Genomic DNA, 17,356 nt, shown 5'->3' with positions numbered 1-17,356 from the left:
AAACATTTTCTTTGAGTGGTAATATCAAGGTTCGATACCCCTATCTGTAATTCTAAACTCACAGCTTTCCCCTTCTGGCTTTGATCTGTGCTTAACTAGAGTCGCTCTCCTCTTATCGTTAAGCTTTTCCAAACCTATTATGACTTTGGAGATATGATCTATGCTGGGGCCTCCTAACGGCTTCTCTTCTCCAGTTCTTACATCTGTAAAGACCTGATTGGTTACTACAACAGCTAAATCAAATTTCCTTGCTAAGCCTAATAAAAAGGTTAACTGGGCTATAAGTTCCCTCTTTACCTTCATCTGCTTCTCCAAATCTTCAAGCTCGCTTCTGTATAAGAATGTAAACGAGTCCACTATAACCAACTTTAGATTTTCAAATTCTTTGCAAAGTTTTGCAAGCTCCTTTATTGCCGCACTCTGTTGCTTGAAATCTATGACGTCGTGGATGTAGACTTCTTTCAGCTTATCCTTATCCACAAATATCTGGCTCACTCTTTCCGGGGATAACCCTTCAGTATCTATGTATGCTACCTTATAACCCTGACTTACAGCACTGTAAGCCGACATCAGACAAATAGAAGTCTTTCCAGTCCCGCTTGCACCGAATATCTGTGTAACTGTTCCGCTTTCAAATCCTCCGCTGAGAAGCTTGTCCAAACACCTACTGCCCGTTGGAATCTTCATGGTTTAACCTCCTCACTATCTCCCTGTAAACGAGCGGTAAAGGCTTGTTGAGCTCTTTAGCTATCCTCTTCACATCCTCAAACTCGGGCTTTATAGAGACCTTCGAAACTTTAACTCTCAACTTAAATTCCTTTCCAAAAAGCTCTACAGTCTTTTCAATCGTTTTCCTATCAACCTTGTACCTTTTAACCTTGTAAATCCTAACCCCCAGTGTGGGTAACTCTCTGCACATCTTTTTGGCAATATCCATAGCTTTTCTCTCATCACTCAAAACTTTAAGCATGAAGCAGGGTCTGCCCTTCTTCCCAATACAGGTAAAAATGTACGCATCAACTGCATCTTTCAAGATTTCTTCCATTGCATAAGCCAAAACTTCTCCAGTCGTATCGTCAACGTTGGTTTCCAAGACTAGCAGATCCTCGAGATCGTCCGATAATATTATCCTTATACCCTCACATTCATAAACATCACCGACTGTAAAATCTTCGATTGGTTTGCAGTATCTTGCGAGTAGCTCTATGACTCTATCTTCGCAACTCTTTCTCAAATCGATCCTAAATCCTTTCAATTCCCTAAGAATTCTACTGTCTTTAGGCATTGGTAAAGCTGTTAAACGCAAATCGAACGAATATGACAAGCTTTTGAATATGTTCTCCAAATCTCCCTCAACATTAAAAACTTTCCTCAAAGCTTTTCTCAAAGAATCTTCGTTCGCCTCGTCAAAATCTATCACGACTTTCATCGTTTGCATTGCAACACAACCCTTTTTAATACTTGATCATATCTCTTAACATGGAGGAGTTAACTCTCAAGGTCAATCAGGCTTATCCGAGTGACTCTGGAAGGGGAATCGCGAGATTGGATCCTGATGCGATGCTTAGGCTGAGAATATCTCCCGGTGATATAATTGAAATTGAAGGTAGAAGAAAGACCGTCGCCAAAGTTTGGAGAGCGCCAAAAAGAGATTGGGGTAAAAACATAATAAGAATTGATAGATTTATAAGAGAGAACGCTGGAGTTGGCGTTGGCGACTTGGTTAAGGTCAGAAAGGCTAATTATCAGCCCGCAAGGATAGTTATCTTAGCTCCTTTGAGGAAAATGGACTTCAGAGTTTACGGTCTCGATATTGGAGAATATCTTAAGCACCAACTCCTGAAAAGACCTCTAGTCGAAGGAGACCTCGTTCCTCTCGTAAGCGCTCCAGCCTTTGGATTCAGATTTCCGCAGAATCAAGCTTTAGTCTTTGTTGCTGTTAAGACGGAACCTAAAGGCCCTGTGATCATAGACGAGACTACACGTGTGATATACAGAGATAGGCCAGCTAAGGGCTTCGAGAGGTTTGGAAAGGCCGGAGTAACGTATGAGGACATAGGAGGCTTGAAGGAGGAACTTCAGAAGGTTAGAGAAGTTATAGAGCTGCCACTGAAGTATCCGGAGATATTTCAGCGCTTAGGAATAGATCCTCCTAAAGGAGTGTTGTTGTATGGACCACCGGGAACAGGTAAGACTCTAATTGCTAAAGCTGTAGCTAACGAGATAGGGGCATCGTTCTTTACGATAAACGGTCCAGAGATCATGAGCAAGTACTACGGAGAGTCTGAGCAGAGATTGAGGGAAATATTTGAGGAGGCTAAGGAGAACGCTCCTTCAATAATTTTCATAGACGAAATAGATGCAATAGCTCCGAGAAGAGATGAGGTTACAGGAGAAGTTGAGAGAAGAGTTGTAGCTCAGCTTCTGGCTTTAATGGATGGTCTGGAGGAGAGGGGGCAGGTAATAGTTATAGGTGCTACTAACAGGATTGATGCAATCGATCCGGCTTTGAGAAGACCCGGTAGGTTCGATAGAGAGATTGAGATCGGTGTCCCGGACAGGGAGGGCAGATTTGAGATTTTGCAAATACATACAAGAAACATGCCGATAGAGCCAGAATACCGTATAGATTTCGTTTTAGAAGCTTTAAGAAACATTTACAGACAGTACACGGATAAGGAGGTTTTGGAGGCCATACAGAGAACTTACGATGAAGTGAAGATTTTGGAAGATAAAGAGAAGATCAAGGAGGTTGTTAAGAAAAATCTGCCAGAGGAAATCATTCAAGATTTGGAGAGGGAAATAATCAAGGCAATGCTGAAGGAACTGGCAGACCAGACACATGGATTCGTTGGTGCCGATATAGAAGCACTGTGCAAGGAGGCTGCCATGAAGGCATTGAGGAGGTATATACCTCAGATAGACATGAACAGCGAGGAAATTCCTCTAGAGCTTCTGGAGTCCATGAAAGTCACCTATGATGACTTCAAATCTGCCCTTAAGGAGATTGAGCCTTCTGCAATGAGAGAAGTTCTCGTAGAAGTTCCAAAAGTCACGTGGAACGATGTCGGCGGGCTCGAGGATGTTAAAAGAGAGATAATAGAAGCTGTAGAATGGCCGCTGAAGTATCCTGAGAAGTTCAAGAAATTTGGAATCAGACCACCGAAGGGTGTGCTGTTGTACGGACCACCGGGAACTGGTAAGACTCTAATTGCTAAAGCTGTAGCGAATGAAGCTAACGCTAACTTCATAAGCGTTAAGGGCCCTGAGTTACTGAGCAAGTGGCTTGGAGAGAGTGAAAAAGCCGTTAGAAAAATATTCAAGAAGGCAAGACAGGTGGCACCTTGTATAATATTCTTCGATGAGATAGATGCAATAGCGGGAATGAGAGGAATTGAAGAGAACAGAGCTGTTGAGAGAGTTGTTAATCAGTTGCTAACAGAGCTTGACGGTTTGGAAGAGCTTGAAGGAGTTGTTGTAATAGGTGCCACGAACAGACCTGACATAATCGATCCAGCTTTACTAAGACCGGGTAGATTTGATAGACTGGTTTACGTCAGACCACCAGACAAGAAGAGCAGGTTGGCCATATTCAAGATTCACACGAGAAACATGCCTCTGGCCGAAGATGTCGACTTGGAGGAGCTTGCTGATATGACTGAAGGCTATGTCGGTGCTGATATAGAGGCTGTTTGCAGAGAAGCTGTAATGCTAGCTCTAAGGGAAGATATAAATGCTGAAAAGGTTCATATGAGACATTTCCTCGAAGCTCTGAGGAAGATAAAGCCGAGTGTGACAGAATCAATGCTCAGCTTCTACGAGAGATTCGAAGAGAAAGCTAAGAGCGAGAGAGCGAAGGTTAAGACGTTCGTTGGCTACGGCTAAATTATTCCAAGTTTTCTTTTTATTCTGACGTAAGCTTTTATTATATCTCCCTTTGTAATTATTCCAACGAGCCTGCCATTTTCAACTACTGGTAGTCTGCCTACTCCTCTGATGACCATCTTTTCCAAAGCAGACTTGAGATCATCGTCAGGACTTGCAGTGATAGGATTTGGTGTCATCACATCTCTAACCTTAGTTTTTGTTCTTTCCTCCAAGGGCACTCTTTCGATATCCTCGAAAGTTATTATCCCAATGAGCTTCCCGTCTTCAAGAACGGGAAATCCCATGTGTCCAGTTCTTTCTATTAGTCTGAAGACTTCTCCAACAGTTTGATCTGGAGTAACAGTCATAACATCTCTAGTCATAGCATCTTTGACCTTAACTTCTTCGAGAAGGTCTATTGCCATTTCGTACCTGTGTGCCGGGCTATCTATTCTCGTGTTCACCTGCTCCGAGTAAATGGTGTAATCGCCAGTTACAACGTAAGATACCGCTACAGCAGCCATCCCGGGAAGTAGTAGCTCGTAGTTTTTGGTCATCTCGCAGATCATAATTAGTACGGAAATCGGAGCTTTGGATATTCCACCAAAGAGAGCTATCATACCTACTGCAACGAAAGCGGGGACGACATCCAAAGTTACAAATTCTGGAAAGATACTGTGAAAGATTAAGCCTACAGCTCCTCCAACCATCCCACCAATAACCAATCCAGGAGCAAAAACACCACCACTCCCTCCAGAACCAATGGTTAAAGATGTAGCAATTATCTTAACAAAAGCTAAGACTATCATGACGCTCAAGGGTAGAAGGCCTAACATGGCAAGCTGTAAAAAGTTGTAGCCCATTCCCAATGCACCATACCCAGCGATGGGGTTGTAAATCTTTGCTACAGCTACAACAACCAAGCAAGCAATCAATGCTCCCGAAGCGGGTTTAAGGATGTAAGGTAGGTTGTACATCTTAAAGAATTTTGAAAAAAGTCCTCTCGTCTTGTAGAAAGTTATAACATAAATTATTCCAATGACACCGCAGATCAATCCTTCAAGGATGAAAAATGGAATGTGGTGAGCGAGTATGTGTACTTCAGGAAACATGAAAGTTGGTTTATACCCGTCATATGCACAAAATATGGTGTAACCTACGATTGAAGCTATTAGTGAGGGAACTAAGGCTTCAGTCTCGAAATCCCTCTTGTAAAGAATTTCAGCGGATAGTATCGCTCCTCCCAAAGGTGCCTTAAATATGCTACCAACTCCAGCACCTATTCCGACAGCTAAAGCAATCCTTCTTTCTCTCGGAGTAAGTTTAAGAATTTTTGCGACTATTGAACCGTACCCAGCAGAAATTTGAGCTATTGGGCCTTCTCTTCCAGCACTACCTCCAGTGCCTATCGTAATAGCGGATGCTATCATTTTTATTATCGGTACTCTCGCTCTAACTTCACCACCCTTCTTGTGAAAAGCTTTTATCGCCTCATCCGTTCCGTGTCCCTCAGCTTCTGGAGCAAATGTGTAAACGATTAGACCACACACCAAACCTCCAAGAGTCATTACAAGTAGTAGTTTAAGCGGATCTGGTTGACTCCATTCGCCACTAACGTCTGGTGGTCTAAATCCAGCGAAGCCTAGAAAGTAATGGGTTGAAAGTTCGAGCATTGCATGGAATATTATTGCACCAATTCCAGCGATTACTCCAACGAAGACACCGATCAAGGTAATCTTTACGAAGTCGCTGAGAATGAAGGGTGGTCTTAGCACCATCGAGTGAACCTCTAATGAAGAACATTATATAAATGTTTTTCATTTAATCAACGGTTAATCAACGGTGCATAAGTGAAAAACTCGTTGAAAAAGTTTCTTACAAAAAGGATTATGCGAAAGCTGTTGAAAAGTAACTATTATGATCGTAAGTGCCTGCCTGTTAGGTCTAAACTGCAGATACGACGGAGGCAATGTTAAGAACGCTGAGCTTGTAGAAAGACTTAGAGATGCCTGTGTGATTCCAGTGTGTCCAGAGCAGTTGGGTGGGCTACCGACTCCAAGAGAAAGTTGTGAGATCATGGGTGGTGACGGATTCGACGTTTTGAAGGGAAAAGCTGTAGTTTTATCAAGGAGCGGTGTAGATTACACCGAAAACTTCGTTAAAGGCGCTAATGAGGTTTTAAAAATCGTTAGAACTTTTGAAGTTGAGCTTGCAATCTTCAAAGATTTAAGCCCATCTTGTGGTGTCAGAAGAATATACGATGGCTCTTTCGGTGGGAAAACCAAGGTAGGGGTTGGAGTTACCACAGCTCTACTAAAACTCAACGGAGTTGATGTCATTGCAGTAGAAGAATTCTTAAATAAGGAGTGAAGAGATTCGAGTTATGGACGTGAACAAGATCATCACATTATGTGGTAAGGATTGGGCTAAAGTCGGAATGGAGTTCATATTTCTCGGAGGTAAGCAGGAATGCGAAAACTGCAGGCTTAAAAACATATGTTTAAGGCTTAGAGAAGGTGCAAAATACAAGATTGTTGGACTAAGGAACGGAGAGATACATGAATGTCCTTTGCATGATGAAGGCGTCGTGGCAGTAGAAGTGGTTGAACTGCCCATAATGGCTCTAATCGATTCGAAAGTTGCAGTTGAGGGAGCCAAGATAAGGTTTGAGAAGAGGTGTGACAACCTAGACTGCGAACTATACAACCTCTGTAATCCGCTCGAATTAAAGGATGGGGACAGTGTAATTGTTAAAGCTATAGTGGGTGATCCTCCAATTCAATGCCCCAAGGGATACAGCTTAAAGATTGTTGAACTTGAAGGGAGTAACGCTTAAATTTGTTAAAATTTCTTAAATTTTATGGCTACTATAGATCAAATTGAAGAGTATGTCAGAAAGAGAGAATTCACAGATTACATAATGCCACTATGGCTACCATTTCTACCGCTGATAATCGTTCTTTCCTCATTCTTCTGGTTCATGATAATACTGTATCTTCACGATCAAAGCTTGAACGGTTACAGAGTTGAGTTATCTGGTCGTGAGGATGCTGTTATTTACAGTGCACTACCAATTTACGTTATCTTGGTCATACTTGCAACCGCCATAAATGTCTACGTTGTTTACAAGTGGGTTTGGAGGAGAAATGAGCACTTTAAGAGACAAAAGCTGTTGTTTAACTCAATTAAGGACTTCCTAAAGTCCAAGGGATTTGATGTCGCAAGGCTGGAATCGATATGTATGGAGATTGATGTCGAAGAGAATGTGAAAAATGCAGTTCTCTGGGCTCTAATACAGTTCGTACCCTACATCGGTGGATTTCTGCTGATATACGTTTACCACTTCTTGAATAAAGATTTTTACAGACACGAGAGAAGGGAGGATCATTTCTTGGGTGCTCTGTCATCGATCCTAGCTAGGAGAGGTTTTGACTTCAGCTATACGAGGTATAACCCCATACCGGACAGGAGCACAATTCTATACTTCGTCCTATCTTTGATAACTTTTGGTCTTTTCGGCCTTTATTGGGTATATACATTGACAAAGGATCCTAATGAGCATTTCATCGAACACAGACGTTGGGAAGATCAGCTGTTGAACGTTTTGAGAAGGCTTTGAAAATTTTTTAATAACCTTACCAAAACTCTTGCCTTATGCCAATCGAGAAGGGGGACATAGTCAGGATAGCCTACACTGCAAAGCTCGAAGACGGGACTGTCATAGATACGACTGACGAAAAGATAGCAAAAGAGTTCGGAATTTACAGCGAAGACTACCGCTACGGAGATGTTTACGTGATAGTTGGGGAGAGAAACGTTGTTGAGGGTTTTGAAGAGGATTTGATTGGTAAGGAAGTAGGATACAAGGGAACTGTAAAAGTCCCACCAGAGAAAGCTTTTGGAGAGTACGATCCAGAGAAGAAGGAAGTTATAAGCATAGCAAGGCTGAAAGAGAAGCCGAGACCGGGAGACAGGATTAAAGTTGGAGATAGAGTCGGTGTAGTTGAGAGAGTTATAGGGAGAAGAGCTATAATCGATTTCAACCATCCCTTAGCTGGAAAGTCAATAATTTTCGAATATGAGATCAAGGAGAAAGTAGAGGATATAGCGAAGAAAATAGAGGCAATCTTCATGATCTACACTGGAATGGAGGTAAAAGCAAAAGTTGAGGGTAAGAAGGCGATAGTTGAAGTTCCAAGAAACTTCCACTTCGTTCCTTACGCACCGCTTAACAAGGTTTCAGCTCTGGCAAGGATATTCAAGTATTTGGACATAGAGGAGGTAGAAATAGTTGAGAGACATAAGAAAGCAGAAGTTCCGAGCTTTGAGGAAGTAAAGGAGGAAAAGGCGGAGGAGAAAGAGGAGAAAACGGAAAAGACAGAAGCTGAAGCAAAAGAAGAAAAGACTGAAGAAAAGGGGAAAACAGAAGATGAGTTGAAGGCTGAGATAATTCCTGAAGATGTCAAGAGTTAATCTTTTTTAATTTAACTTTATTCAAATTGGATATGAAGGTTCTCGTTGTGGATGCTGGTGGTAGGGGTAATGCAATAGCTCATGCATTCTCAAGAAGCGAAAAGGTCAAAGAAGTCTTCGTAGCACCGGGAAACGCTGGTAGCGACTTCTTTCCTAAATGTAGGCATGTTGAAGAAGTTCCTTCAATAAGGGCAATTGATGAGATAGTGAAATTCGCAAAGAAAAATGAGGTTGATCTGGTTTACATAGGTCCAGAGGAACCTTTGAGCTTGGGCTTGGTAGATAGGCTTGAGGAGGAAGGTATTCCAGCCGTAGGACCCAAGAAGGAAGCTACGATACTCGAATCTAGTAAGTGTTGGTGTAAGGATTTTCTGAAGAAGATAGGAGTACCAATCCCCGAATACAGGAACTTCAACGATCCTGAGAGCGCTAAAGAGTATGCCAAGGAAATGTTCGAAAGTGGAAAGAAAGTTGTTGTAAAGGCCGATGGACTTGCGGCAGGTAAGGGAGTCTTTGTTTGTGACAGCTTGGATGAAGCGTTCTTTGCAATAGATGAAATAATGGTTAGGAAGAGGTTTGGAGATGCTGGAAACAGGATCGTTATAGAGGAGAGACTCTACGGCATAGAAGTTGCCTTTACCGCTATAACCGATGGAGAGACAGTCAAACCGTTTGGACATGCCAGAGATTATAAGAGAGCATTCGATCCAGACGATATAGATGGTATGAGGGAGTTTTACATAGGCTTCTTCAAGAAGTTTATAACGAAGGCTGAGGCTGAAAAGCTATACAAAGAGGGAAAGTTGCTGAATCCGAACACTGGAGGGATGGGCGCAGTTTCACCACATCCAAAGCTGAATGAGGAGATTGAGAACAAAATCATGGAGATGGTCGTGGAGCCAGTAATAAGAGAGTTCAAGCGGTTGGAGGGCAAAACTTTCAAAGGAGTGCTGTATCCTGTCATAATGCTCGTTGAAGAGAATGGTGAGCTAATACCCAAGGTTTTGGAGATCAACGTGAGAGATTGCGATCCAGGCGCTGAGGCAAAGCTTCCTCGACTTGAAACGGATATGGCTGACATAGCTTGGGCTGTTATAAACGAAGAGCTTGAGGATGTTGATGTTAGATTCAGTTCCGATTACTGCGTTGCAGTCTGTGCTGTAAGCGGTGCCTTGAAAGGTAGAGAGGGACTGAAGCCTGGCTATCCTGCAGACCACTACACGAGTCAGCCAATAGAAGGTTTGGAGGAGGCTATGAAAGAAGCTATAATCTATGCAAACGGCATAGCGAAGCCCAACGGTTACGTAACCACTGGCGGTAGAGTTTTGACAGTCGTTGGAAGAGGTAGGACGCTTGAAGAAGCGAGGGAGAGAGCTTACAGAGCATTGTCAAAGATAAGATTCCCGGGTATGAGGTACAGAAAAACAATAGGTTTAGATGTACCAGATTAGGGAACTCTTACGGCAACTTCCTTAAAGCTTTCAAGCTTTATCTCTCCGAACTCTATTTTTCTAACATCGTCTTTGACAGGGGTCTCTACTTCTATTTCCCTGCTTCCTATGTCTATGTCCCTAAGCAAACCGCATCCCAAGTACCTCTCGTTGTACAAACCCACTAGCAAACCCTTCAGCTGATCTATAGAGAATATGCAGACATCCTTCACATCATAGACATCCAGTAGAGCCTTTATTAGCTCCAAACCAACGTTTACCTCTTCTTCAACGCATACGTTAAGGAAGTCGTAGCCCTTCTCTGCAAAGAGAACCTTTGCATCGAGAACCCCTTCCAAAAACTCGATCTGCTCACCTTTAAAGAGTGTAGTGTTTCCAAGTTCGACTTCTCCAACTTTGAATTTCCTTACCTCGCTACCTTCAAGCCATTTCTGATATATCCTGCTTCTTATCTCGCTCCTGATTTCTCTGCTCCTCTTCTTTAGAACAAAAGAATCTACCTTGAAAACATTGAAATCTTTAAGGTAGTATGGTACGTCACCAAAACAAACTATCAAATCAGGATTTATTATCTCTAACTTAGCAAGCTTGTAAGCTCTAGCCTTCTTACCCCTCACCCATCCCGTCGTATCCACTATGATGTACCCCTCTTTTTCCTCTAACTTTTGAAAAACGTTCGCAACACCTTGGAGACATCTCGATTCCTTACCGGTGGGACTGACAACACCCACGAAAAACCCATCCTCCATCTCAACTTGGGAGATGGAGGTTATTCCTCCCTCTGTATATCCAAACCCCATAGCGCAAGGATGAGCAACATCTGCTTGCCCTATATCCAAATCGACTATCCACTTTCCCCCTTTAAGCTTGTTTGCTAGGTAAGTAGCGAGAGAACTCTTGCCAGAATCAGTTTCGCCGAATAGTACAATTTTCTTGTAGTCCTCCTGCTCTATTAACTCAACAAGTTCATCCCAACTCTTTGGAATTGTAGAACCCTTAACGGCTATGTAATTTCCAGTAACTTCGACTTCAGAGTCCTCTAATATGTATAATGGGATAATTTTTCCCTTTTCAACTTCAAGCCTTTTAACTCTGTAACCGAATACCTCAGCTTCACCTTTAACGTTTACTTCAGCGTAGCCTTCTATGAGCAGTGTCGTGTCTTTCTCAACGAGCATTGTGCTTAGTCTTACAAAAATTTAAAAATGTTAACCGGTTTCGTTACCAAACTTTATTATGACAGTTCTCATCTCTGGCATTAGCTGTGTCAGATTCGTGAAGTTGTAGCTACCCATTACGGCTATACTGAATCCGTCGTCGTAGTTCTCGTAGTAGTAATACGCAGTTTCATTTACAGTTTTGTTCGTCTTCACGAAGAAGTAGTATTTGAGGAAATGAATTCCAACAACCTTCTCATAGACTGAACCGTTCATTCTGTAACCTTCAAAGTAGAAGTCTGCTATGGGCGTTCCATTGTCCATTATAACCTGCTTTGCGGTGTCTCCAGCCAGTATAAAGGCGTAGCTGAAGCTACCGTTTATGCGGGATGTATAGTTTCCGTAATCTTCGGTAAAGCTTGTCAAATTTCCGGTTATGGTATCGATCACAGCCTTCGCATAGCTCGGATATGCTAGGATAACTGGATGGGTCTCGTCAACTGCTGTGTACAATCTACCAGCAGCTACTCCCGTTTTCAGTGTGTAGTTCTTATAAACATCCTTCTGCTTGTACGCAAAGTAAACCTTCGAGTAGTTTAGGTCTATCAGATAGTTGTAATAATCAAATATTAACAAACTTCTGAAGTAGTTTATCGTAGGTCTGAAATCTCTGAACACGTACGGATTTATACTGTCTAGAGTCCTGTTGTATATGAACTTCTTCAGAGTCTCGTTTTTCTCCGTGTAGTTGAAGTAAACTATGTAACCGGTGTTGTTAGGAAGGTATCTTATCCAATCCGACCAATCCTTACCCATATCGAACTTGATCTCTCTTTCCTCAGGTTTTGAAGGATTTCTGAAGGCGTAGACTAAAGCGGAAGCAACCATGATCAGTGCCAGAATGAAAGCTAGAATTCTCGCTGACTTTCGCTCGTGAGCTTTGGCCATAGGTCAAAGTTTTTCCGTAGATGATAAACTTTTCGAAGCTAGGAATTCAAAGATTATTCTAGCACAGAGCATGGGCGTCACGTAGTTATCATCTGGCACAACTTCGACAAGATCCATAGCTACTATCTTTTCAGAAAACCTTCTGAATATTTCAAGCGTTATTGTCGGATTTAAGCCGAAAGGTTCAGGAGTAGATACTCCCGGAGCAAATGAGGGATCAAATCCGTCAACATCTATTGATAAGTATACCTTGTCGTAGGAGCTTAAAACATCTTCAAGTTCATCAATCTTAAAATTGAATGGCTTAAATATCTTGAAATTTTTATATCTAGCAAATTCTAGCTCCTCTTTGGTATAGCTTCTAGCTCCCAAATAAATTATATCTATTCCGAGCTCGGAGATTCTTCTGCACGTGCATGCGTGGTTGTATGGATCGTTATCGAAAGATTCTCTCAGATCGAGATGTGCGTCTATGACGAGATAACAGAAGTCGTTACCCAACGCCCTAACAACGGCGTAACTGACCGTATGTTCTCCACCCAATGAAATCAAAACTTTATCTTTAACTTTTGAGACAAAATTCTCAACATTTTTCAGAACGACGTTAAAGTCTCCATCGACATTGATATTTCCAGCATCGCAAATTCTCAGTAAATCTAAATCGACATCGAATATCGAAGAGTAACTTTCTAAATTCCAGCTTGCAATTCTTATAGCGTTGGGAGCAAACCTCGAACCGGGTAAGAAGGACTGGGATCTGTCGTAGGGTATGCCAGCTACTACGAACTCAGCTGAATCAAGATCCGAATTCGATAGTGAGAAGAAAGAATCTATGTGCATTACCTTTCGACGATCTTCCTCTTCCCTAAAGATTCTATGTATACTACTTCCTTTCCGGGTTCGATCTTGTCCTTAAGTTCCTCTGGGATTTGAAGTTCAAATGTTTCGTATGTTTCTAAGTCCATGAGCTGTGCCACGTTACCAACGACGCTCAAAACTTGGGCCCTCTTCCTCTCAACTATTGGCACATATACCTTCGCTGTTACTGGCTGAACTATGCTCCTCTTTTGACCATCGAAAAGACCTATGGCTTCAATTCTCGCTTTAGCAGCACCGTGTTTACCTGATTTGCTAACAGAAATGCTTACAATTTCGCAAGGCTCGTCGTCTATGACTATGTAACCACCTTCTTTGAGCTGCCTGACTTCAGCTTGCACTTTCATGAAATCAGGCAAAGATCAAAATTTTTAAAGTTTTTGTTATGGCTCCGATTTTTCCCTTATTACGTCTCTTATATCCTTTACAAGTTCTTCATCGCTTTTTCCTTCAGTCTCAACACCTAAATCCTTTGCCATCTTTTCAAGCTTATCTCTCTGATACTTTCCTTCTCTAATCTGTCTTTCAAATTCTACAAGCTCTAGCTCGGCTTCCCTTTCAGCCTTCTTGAATTCCGCTTTAGCTTTACCTAAGCTCCTTGCTAGCTCTGGGAGCTTCGATGCACCGAAGAGCAGGAATACTATTATCAGTATTAGGAGTAACTCGTTAGGACCAAGACCTCCCAACATCTTATCACCTACTCAACTTGATTTTGAGAGTATTTAAGGCTTGTTAAGTTTATCTAAATTGTTTACAGTTTCAACGTTTTTTATAAAGTCAGATGTAATTTCACTCATCTTCTTTTTCGCAATCTCTTCGAGCTTCTCCTTAGTTGGAATCTCGTAACCGTATAGCAGTTCGAGTTCAAGCTGTCTTTTCGCTTTTTGATACTCTCCATAAATTCTACCCAAGGTTCTGGCTAAATCTGCCAGCTTGTCAGGACCTAAGAGTATTACAGCTAAGACGACAATTATGGCGAGTTCGCCCCATCCAAGCATCGTGAGATCTTAGCTCTGAAAGTATTTTAAGTTTGGGTTTAGCGTTTACCAAGATCAATTCAAAAATTTTTTAACTTTCTATTTTAATTCGAATTGTGCGTACGATTAAGGATATTCTCATCGATCTGAAGAACACAACAGAGCTCATAGTGGATCTGGCATATTCCGCACTTCTCTTCGATATGGAAGATATTGCTGAGGAGGTCTTGGATTTAGAGAGTAAGATACTTGATCTCCTACACGAACTAAGATTTCTAGCAATAGTTTCTACAAGAAGCAGAGATGTGGCAAAGGCGTTATCTTCAATACTTCAAATCGGTTCGGCATCGCAGAAAATAGGAAACGCAGCGGGAGACGTTGCAGCCCTTGTTTTGAGAGGTTTCAAGCTTACGAGGGAGATAGTCAAGGCAATAATCACACAGCTTGAGGAAACTCTTGTCAAAGCTGTTGTGAGCGTGGAAGGTGAAGTAGCAAACAAGACGCTGGGAGAGGTTAAGTTACATACAAGAACTGGAATGAGGGTCATAGCTATAAAGAGGGGATTTGAGTGGATTTTCAATCCGAACAGGGATACGAAGGTGCTGGTCGGCGATGTTCTCTTTGCGAGAGGGGATATCAGTGGGGTTCCGAAATTTTTTGAGATGGTCACGGGTAAGAGAGTTGAAATAGAGAAGGAGGAAGTTGAGATAGAGATAGAAGATTTAGACAAGGCGATAGACATTCTCGCAGATATGAAGAACCTGTCAGAGTTGGCTGTCGATTTAAGCTATTCCTCCATACTGTACAACAACGAGGACATAGCTCAGGAAGTGGCCTACTTGGAGGAAAGAATAGATAACATGAAGTTTGATCTCCAGTACTGGGTTCTCAAGAGTAGTAGGTACTTTAAGGAAGAGGAAATAAAAACACTCATTGCTTTACTCGATTTGGCATATTCAAGTGAACAGATCGCTGATTCAGCAAAGGAGATTGCTGAAATAGTTCTTGAAAAAATGGATATACATCCGATATTTCTGTCAGCTATGAAAGAGACTGATGAAGTTATAACGATGATAGAGGTCAAGAAAGGCTCCAAACTTCACGGAAAGACTTTAGGTGAGGCTAAGGTTGAAACAAACACCGGTATGCATGTGATAGCCATAAGGAGAGGAAAGAAGTGGATAACTAAACCAAGTGCTGGAACGAAAGTCTTTGCTGGTGATGTTCTAATTGCAAAGGGAACGAGAGAAAGTGAAGTTCTCTTAAGGAAGCTGTGTTCCTCTTAAATATTTTAAGATGTCTTCCAATCTTAGGTTCATTTCCTCTAACTTTCTCTTAGCTCTGCTGAAAGAGTTGTAGCTGTAATTTGCACCGTTGGCTTTTTGAATTAAAGCTTCGAACTCGCTCCCAGTTAGTATTTCGTTTAAGAAATCTTTTAGAGCAAGAACTTTGACTTCAAAGCGTTCGACGAACCTGTAATCATCGTAAAGAAAGGCTTCAACTTTCCAGCAACTTTCACACTCAGCAACCATTAGCCAGTTATCGACCCAACCTCTCTGGGACATTATCCCTCCGCAATCGCAGAATCCTCCAAAACCATTTGCAGGTTCAATGTCGTAAACTCTGCCTTCAAAAAAGATTTTTTGGATAGGATTTATTATGTATGCCCTCATACTGGGATTACTTTCTTGACTTCCGGTATCCTACTCTTCAAATGCTGTTCTACAAATGCTGTGAGGGTTATTTGAGCCATGGGGCAGCCGTAGCAAGCGCCCATGAGCTTTACCTTTACAATGCCCTCCTTCTCATCAACATCGACTACGGCTATGTTACCACCATCGGCCATTAGGTAGGGTCTTATCTCCTTATTCACGACCTCTTCAACCTTTTCTCTCAAAGACATGCTTCAAGTCTTCTGAGTGAATATATAAGCTTTCGCATCAAGTTTTTAAACAAGACAGTGAGTTCGGTTATGATGTACAAGAACACATACCTTGAGAAGATGGGGGAACTATTGAAACACGTAATGGACGTTGCCAACGATATAGAGAAGGCTGTCAAGGAGCTAACGGATGATGAAAATATAAAGGAGATGTTCAGGAGTGATGTAGAATTCGTGATGGACAAGTTCTACGGCGGTGACATAACCGTTGAAGAGGCATTAAACAACCTGAGCATGCTAAAGATTTACGCAATCTCACAGCTGGATACTCACTACAAGAGAATATTGGATGTTCTGGATGATCTCGAAAGGAAGATAAAGAAACTTAAAGAGGAGGTATCTGAGGGAATAGTGGCCGATGTTGTCGAATACATAGTTAAGACTGTTGAAAGTGCTGAGCAAGAATTAAAGGGTTAAAGCAGATTTAAGGACTGTAGAACTGCTTTCAATTTTTCAGTCTTTTCAGCATCGAGCTCTACTAGAGGTAGCCTTGGTTTTCCAGCTGGTAGACCCATGAGCTCCAAAGCCTTCTTAACGGGTATGGGATTTGTGTCTATGAAAAGTACTTCAAAGAGTGGTGTAAGCTTGTAGTGCAACTCTCTTGCCTTTTCCAGATTACCTTCTTTGAAAGCCAGATACATTTCTTTCATAAGGTGTGGAGCTACGTTAGCTGCAACGCTTATTACACCTCTCCCACCCAACGTTAAAATCGGTAGCGTTAGGAAGTCGTCGCCAGACAGCACTATGAAGTTGTCGGGGGTCATTCTAATAATCTCCGCAACCTGCTTAAGATTTCCGCTGGCCTCCTTTATTCCTATTATGTTGTCAAAATCTTCTGCCAGCCTGCTTACGACGTCTGGTGTTATGTTGCATGCAGTTCTCGATGGAACATTGTATATTATAATAGGTATCGAAACCTCTTCAGCGATTCTCTTGTAGTGCTGGTAAAGCCCTTCCTTATTGGGTTTGTTGTAGTAAGGTGTTATGAACATAGCCGCATCGGCACCAGCCTTCTCAACCTCTTTGCCCAAGAAGACGGCTTCTCTTGTTGAATTAGATCCAGCCCCAGCGATCACAGGGACGTTTGACACTTCACAAACGTATCTAACAACGTCTATGTGTTCTTGATAGCTTAAGGTTGCAGATTCCCCAGTAGTCCCGGCTGGAACAACTGCATCTACATGCTTTTCGAGATAATCCAAGTTCTTTGCGATTCCTTCGAAATCAACTTCGAAGTTCTCCTTAAAGGGAGTTACGAGGGCGGGAATTACACCCTCAAACATTTACCCACCCTCTGTTTACCTTCCTTGTTATGTATCCGGCCACTCTGTTCCTGACCTTCTTGCTCTTTATGTTTGTTAATTCCTGAACCAACTTCTTGTTGACATCGAAATCTCCCGTCCACACTTCGGGATACTTTCTCAACAGCTCCATCGCTATATTCTTGATATAAGCTGGCTTGACCGTGCCCATGTAACAGCTTCGAAATTTATTTTATTTAAGCTTTGTCTTGGGCAACACTTTTATAAATCCAACAGCCTATTCACTCACAGAGCCCCGTAGGGTAGTGGTCAATCCTGCGGGACTCTGGATCCCGCGACCCCGGTTCGAATCCGGGCGGGGCTATAAGGTTGATACAAATTTAAAAAACCGATCCTTTTCGAA

21 protein-coding genes and 1 tRNA gene are annotated in these 17,356 nt (G+C 42.1%); 9 read left to right on the top strand and 13 right to left on the bottom strand.

Going from position 1 to position 17,356, the window contains the following annotated elements; translation table 11 throughout:
• Positions 1–24: 24 nt before the first annotated feature.
• Both radB and larC read right to left on the bottom strand, forming a co-directional pair.
• Complete coding sequence (gene radB / locus ARCPR_RS05580) at positions 25–687, bottom strand: DNA repair and recombination protein RadB (protein WP_012940507.1); 663 nt, start codon at positions 685–687, stop codon at positions 25–27.
• Entirely contained in the window at positions 665–1,429 is a 765-nt protein-coding gene (gene larC, locus ARCPR_RS09370; RefSeq protein WP_052294191.1) for a nickel insertion protein, read from the bottom strand. The genes radB and larC overlap by 23 nt, the downstream gene beginning before the upstream one ends.
• Before the next feature lie 50 nt (positions 1,430–1,479).
• On the opposite strand from larC, the gene ARCPR_RS05570 reads away from it, so the two are divergent.
• On the top strand, positions 1,480–3,885 hold the full coding sequence (locus tag ARCPR_RS05570) for a CDC48 family AAA ATPase (RefSeq protein WP_012940505.1): 2,406 nt from the start codon (positions 1,480–1,482) through the stop codon (positions 3,883–3,885).
• Here the strand turns inward: ARCPR_RS05570 and ARCPR_RS05565 are convergent.
• Positions 3,882–5,645, bottom strand: coding sequence for a chloride channel protein (locus ARCPR_RS05565; RefSeq protein ID WP_012940504.1), 1,764 nt, complete (start codon positions 5,643–5,645; stop codon positions 3,882–3,884). The two genes, ARCPR_RS05570 and ARCPR_RS05565, sit on opposite strands and share 4 nt — an antisense overlap.
• Positions 5,646–5,781: 136 nt before the next feature.
• Here ARCPR_RS05565 and ARCPR_RS05560 point away from each other — a divergent pair, with 136 nt between their 5' ends.
• Genes ARCPR_RS05560 through purD form a run of 5 tightly spaced genes read left to right on the top strand, consistent with a single transcriptional unit; the run spans position 5,782 to position 9,791 of the window.
• Positions 5,782–6,237, top strand: coding sequence for a DUF523 domain-containing protein (locus ARCPR_RS05560; protein ID WP_048084460.1), 456 nt, complete (start codon positions 5,782–5,784; stop codon positions 6,235–6,237).
• A 13-nt stretch (positions 6,238–6,250) separates the two neighbouring features.
• Positions 6,251–6,703, top strand: coding sequence for a UPF0179 family protein (locus tag ARCPR_RS05555; RefSeq protein WP_012940502.1), 453 nt, complete (start codon positions 6,251–6,253; stop codon positions 6,701–6,703).
• 24 nt (positions 6,704–6,727) lie between these two features.
• On the top strand, positions 6,728–7,486 hold the full coding sequence (locus ARCPR_RS05550; protein WP_012940501.1) for a DUF4234 domain-containing protein: 759 nt from the start codon (positions 6,728–6,730) through the stop codon (positions 7,484–7,486).
• Positions 7,487–7,521: 35 nt separating this feature from the next.
• Entirely contained in the window at positions 7,522–8,340 is an 819-nt protein-coding gene (locus ARCPR_RS05545; protein ID WP_012940500.1) for an FKBP-type peptidyl-prolyl cis-trans isomerase, read from the top strand.
• Between the two features lie 32 nt (positions 8,341–8,372).
• The gene (purD, locus tag ARCPR_RS05540; protein ID WP_012940499.1) at positions 8,373–9,791 is read left to right on the top strand and encodes a phosphoribosylamine--glycine ligase; all 1,419 of its coding nucleotides are present in this window, start codon (positions 8,373–8,375) and stop codon (positions 9,789–9,791) included.
• Here the strand turns inward: purD and ARCPR_RS05535 are convergent.
• The 6 genes from ARCPR_RS05535 to ARCPR_RS05510 are packed head-to-tail and all read right to left on the bottom strand — an operon-like array spanning position 9,788 to position 13,770.
• Positions 9,788–10,969 carry a Clp1/GlmU family protein gene (locus ARCPR_RS05535; RefSeq protein ID WP_012940498.1) on the bottom strand — a complete coding sequence of 394 codons (1,182 nt, stop codon included), beginning with the start codon at positions 10,967–10,969 and terminating at the stop codon, positions 9,788–9,790. The two genes, purD and ARCPR_RS05535, sit on opposite strands and share 4 nt — an antisense overlap.
• Positions 10,970–10,999: 30 nt before the next feature.
• Positions 11,000–11,896, bottom strand: coding sequence for a hypothetical protein (locus ARCPR_RS05530; RefSeq protein WP_012940497.1), 897 nt, complete (start codon positions 11,894–11,896; stop codon positions 11,000–11,002).
• A 3-nt stretch (positions 11,897–11,899) separates the two neighbouring features.
• On the bottom strand, positions 11,900–12,736 hold the full coding sequence (speB, locus tag ARCPR_RS05525) for an agmatinase (protein ID WP_012940496.1): 837 nt from the start codon (positions 12,734–12,736) through the stop codon (positions 11,900–11,902).
• Positions 12,736–13,119 carry a translation initiation factor IF-5A gene (locus tag ARCPR_RS05520; protein ID WP_012940495.1) on the bottom strand — a complete coding sequence of 128 codons (384 nt, stop codon included), beginning with the start codon at positions 13,117–13,119 and terminating at the stop codon, positions 12,736–12,738. The genes speB and ARCPR_RS05520 overlap by 1 nt, the downstream gene beginning before the upstream one ends.
• A gap of 36 nt (positions 13,120–13,155) precedes the next feature.
• Positions 13,156–13,461 (bottom strand): twin-arginine translocase TatA/TatE family subunit, encoded by a 306-nt coding sequence (gene tatA / locus ARCPR_RS05515; RefSeq protein WP_012940494.1) that lies wholly within the window; start codon positions 13,459–13,461, stop codon positions 13,156–13,158.
• A 33-nt stretch (positions 13,462–13,494) separates the two neighbouring features.
• Positions 13,495–13,770: a twin-arginine translocase TatA/TatE family subunit gene (locus ARCPR_RS05510; RefSeq protein ID WP_012940493.1), complete on the bottom strand. Its 276-nt coding sequence runs from the start codon at positions 13,768–13,770 to the stop codon at positions 13,495–13,497.
• A gap of 95 nt (positions 13,771–13,865) precedes the next feature.
• Between ARCPR_RS05510 and ARCPR_RS05505 the strand changes: the two genes are divergently transcribed.
• On the top strand, positions 13,866–15,035 hold the full coding sequence (locus ARCPR_RS05505; RefSeq protein ID WP_012940492.1) for a potassium channel family protein: 1,170 nt from the start codon (positions 13,866–13,868) through the stop codon (positions 15,033–15,035).
• Here the strand turns inward: ARCPR_RS05505 and ARCPR_RS05500 are convergent.
• Positions 15,012–15,422: a hypothetical protein gene (locus ARCPR_RS05500; protein WP_012940491.1), complete on the bottom strand. Its 411-nt coding sequence runs from the start codon at positions 15,420–15,422 to the stop codon at positions 15,012–15,014. The genes ARCPR_RS05505 and ARCPR_RS05500 overlap by 24 nt on opposite strands.
• Positions 15,419–15,652, bottom strand: a complete 234-nt coding sequence (locus ARCPR_RS05495; protein WP_012940490.1) for a NifU family protein — start codon at positions 15,650–15,652, stop codon at positions 15,419–15,421. Before ARCPR_RS05495 ends, ARCPR_RS05500 begins: the two co-directional genes overlap by 4 nt.
• A gap of 72 nt (positions 15,653–15,724) precedes the next feature.
• Here ARCPR_RS05495 and ARCPR_RS05490 point away from each other — a divergent pair, with 72 nt between their 5' ends.
• The gene (locus ARCPR_RS05490) at positions 15,725–16,108 is read left to right on the top strand and encodes a hypothetical protein (protein ID WP_048084457.1); all 384 of its coding nucleotides are present in this window, start codon (positions 15,725–15,727) and stop codon (positions 16,106–16,108) included.
• On the opposite strand, the gene dapA is transcribed toward ARCPR_RS05490, so the two are convergent.
• Complete coding sequence (gene dapA / locus ARCPR_RS05485) at positions 16,105–16,974, bottom strand: 4-hydroxy-tetrahydrodipicolinate synthase (protein ID WP_012940488.1); 870 nt, start codon at positions 16,972–16,974, stop codon at positions 16,105–16,107. The genes ARCPR_RS05490 and dapA overlap by 4 nt on opposite strands.
• Complete coding sequence (locus tag ARCPR_RS05480; RefSeq protein WP_012940487.1) at positions 16,967–17,164, bottom strand: 30S ribosomal protein S17e; 198 nt, start codon at positions 17,162–17,164, stop codon at positions 16,967–16,969. Before ARCPR_RS05480 ends, dapA begins: the two co-directional genes overlap by 8 nt.
• A gap of 80 nt (positions 17,165–17,244) precedes the next feature.
• Between ARCPR_RS05480 and ARCPR_RS05475 the strand changes: the two genes are divergently transcribed.
• Positions 17,245–17,317: transfer RNA gene (locus ARCPR_RS05475), tRNA-Gln, on the top strand.
• Positions 17,318–17,356 lie beyond the last annotated feature (39 nt).

Source organism: Archaeoglobus profundus DSM 5631, from assembly GCF_000025285.1.
Classification (GTDB): Archaea; Halobacteriota; Archaeoglobi; order Archaeoglobales; family Archaeoglobaceae; genus Archaeoglobus_B; species Archaeoglobus_B profundus.
The sequence above is the reverse complement of the archived record's forward strand: the minus strand, read 5'-3'. Positions and strand labels throughout refer to the sequence as shown.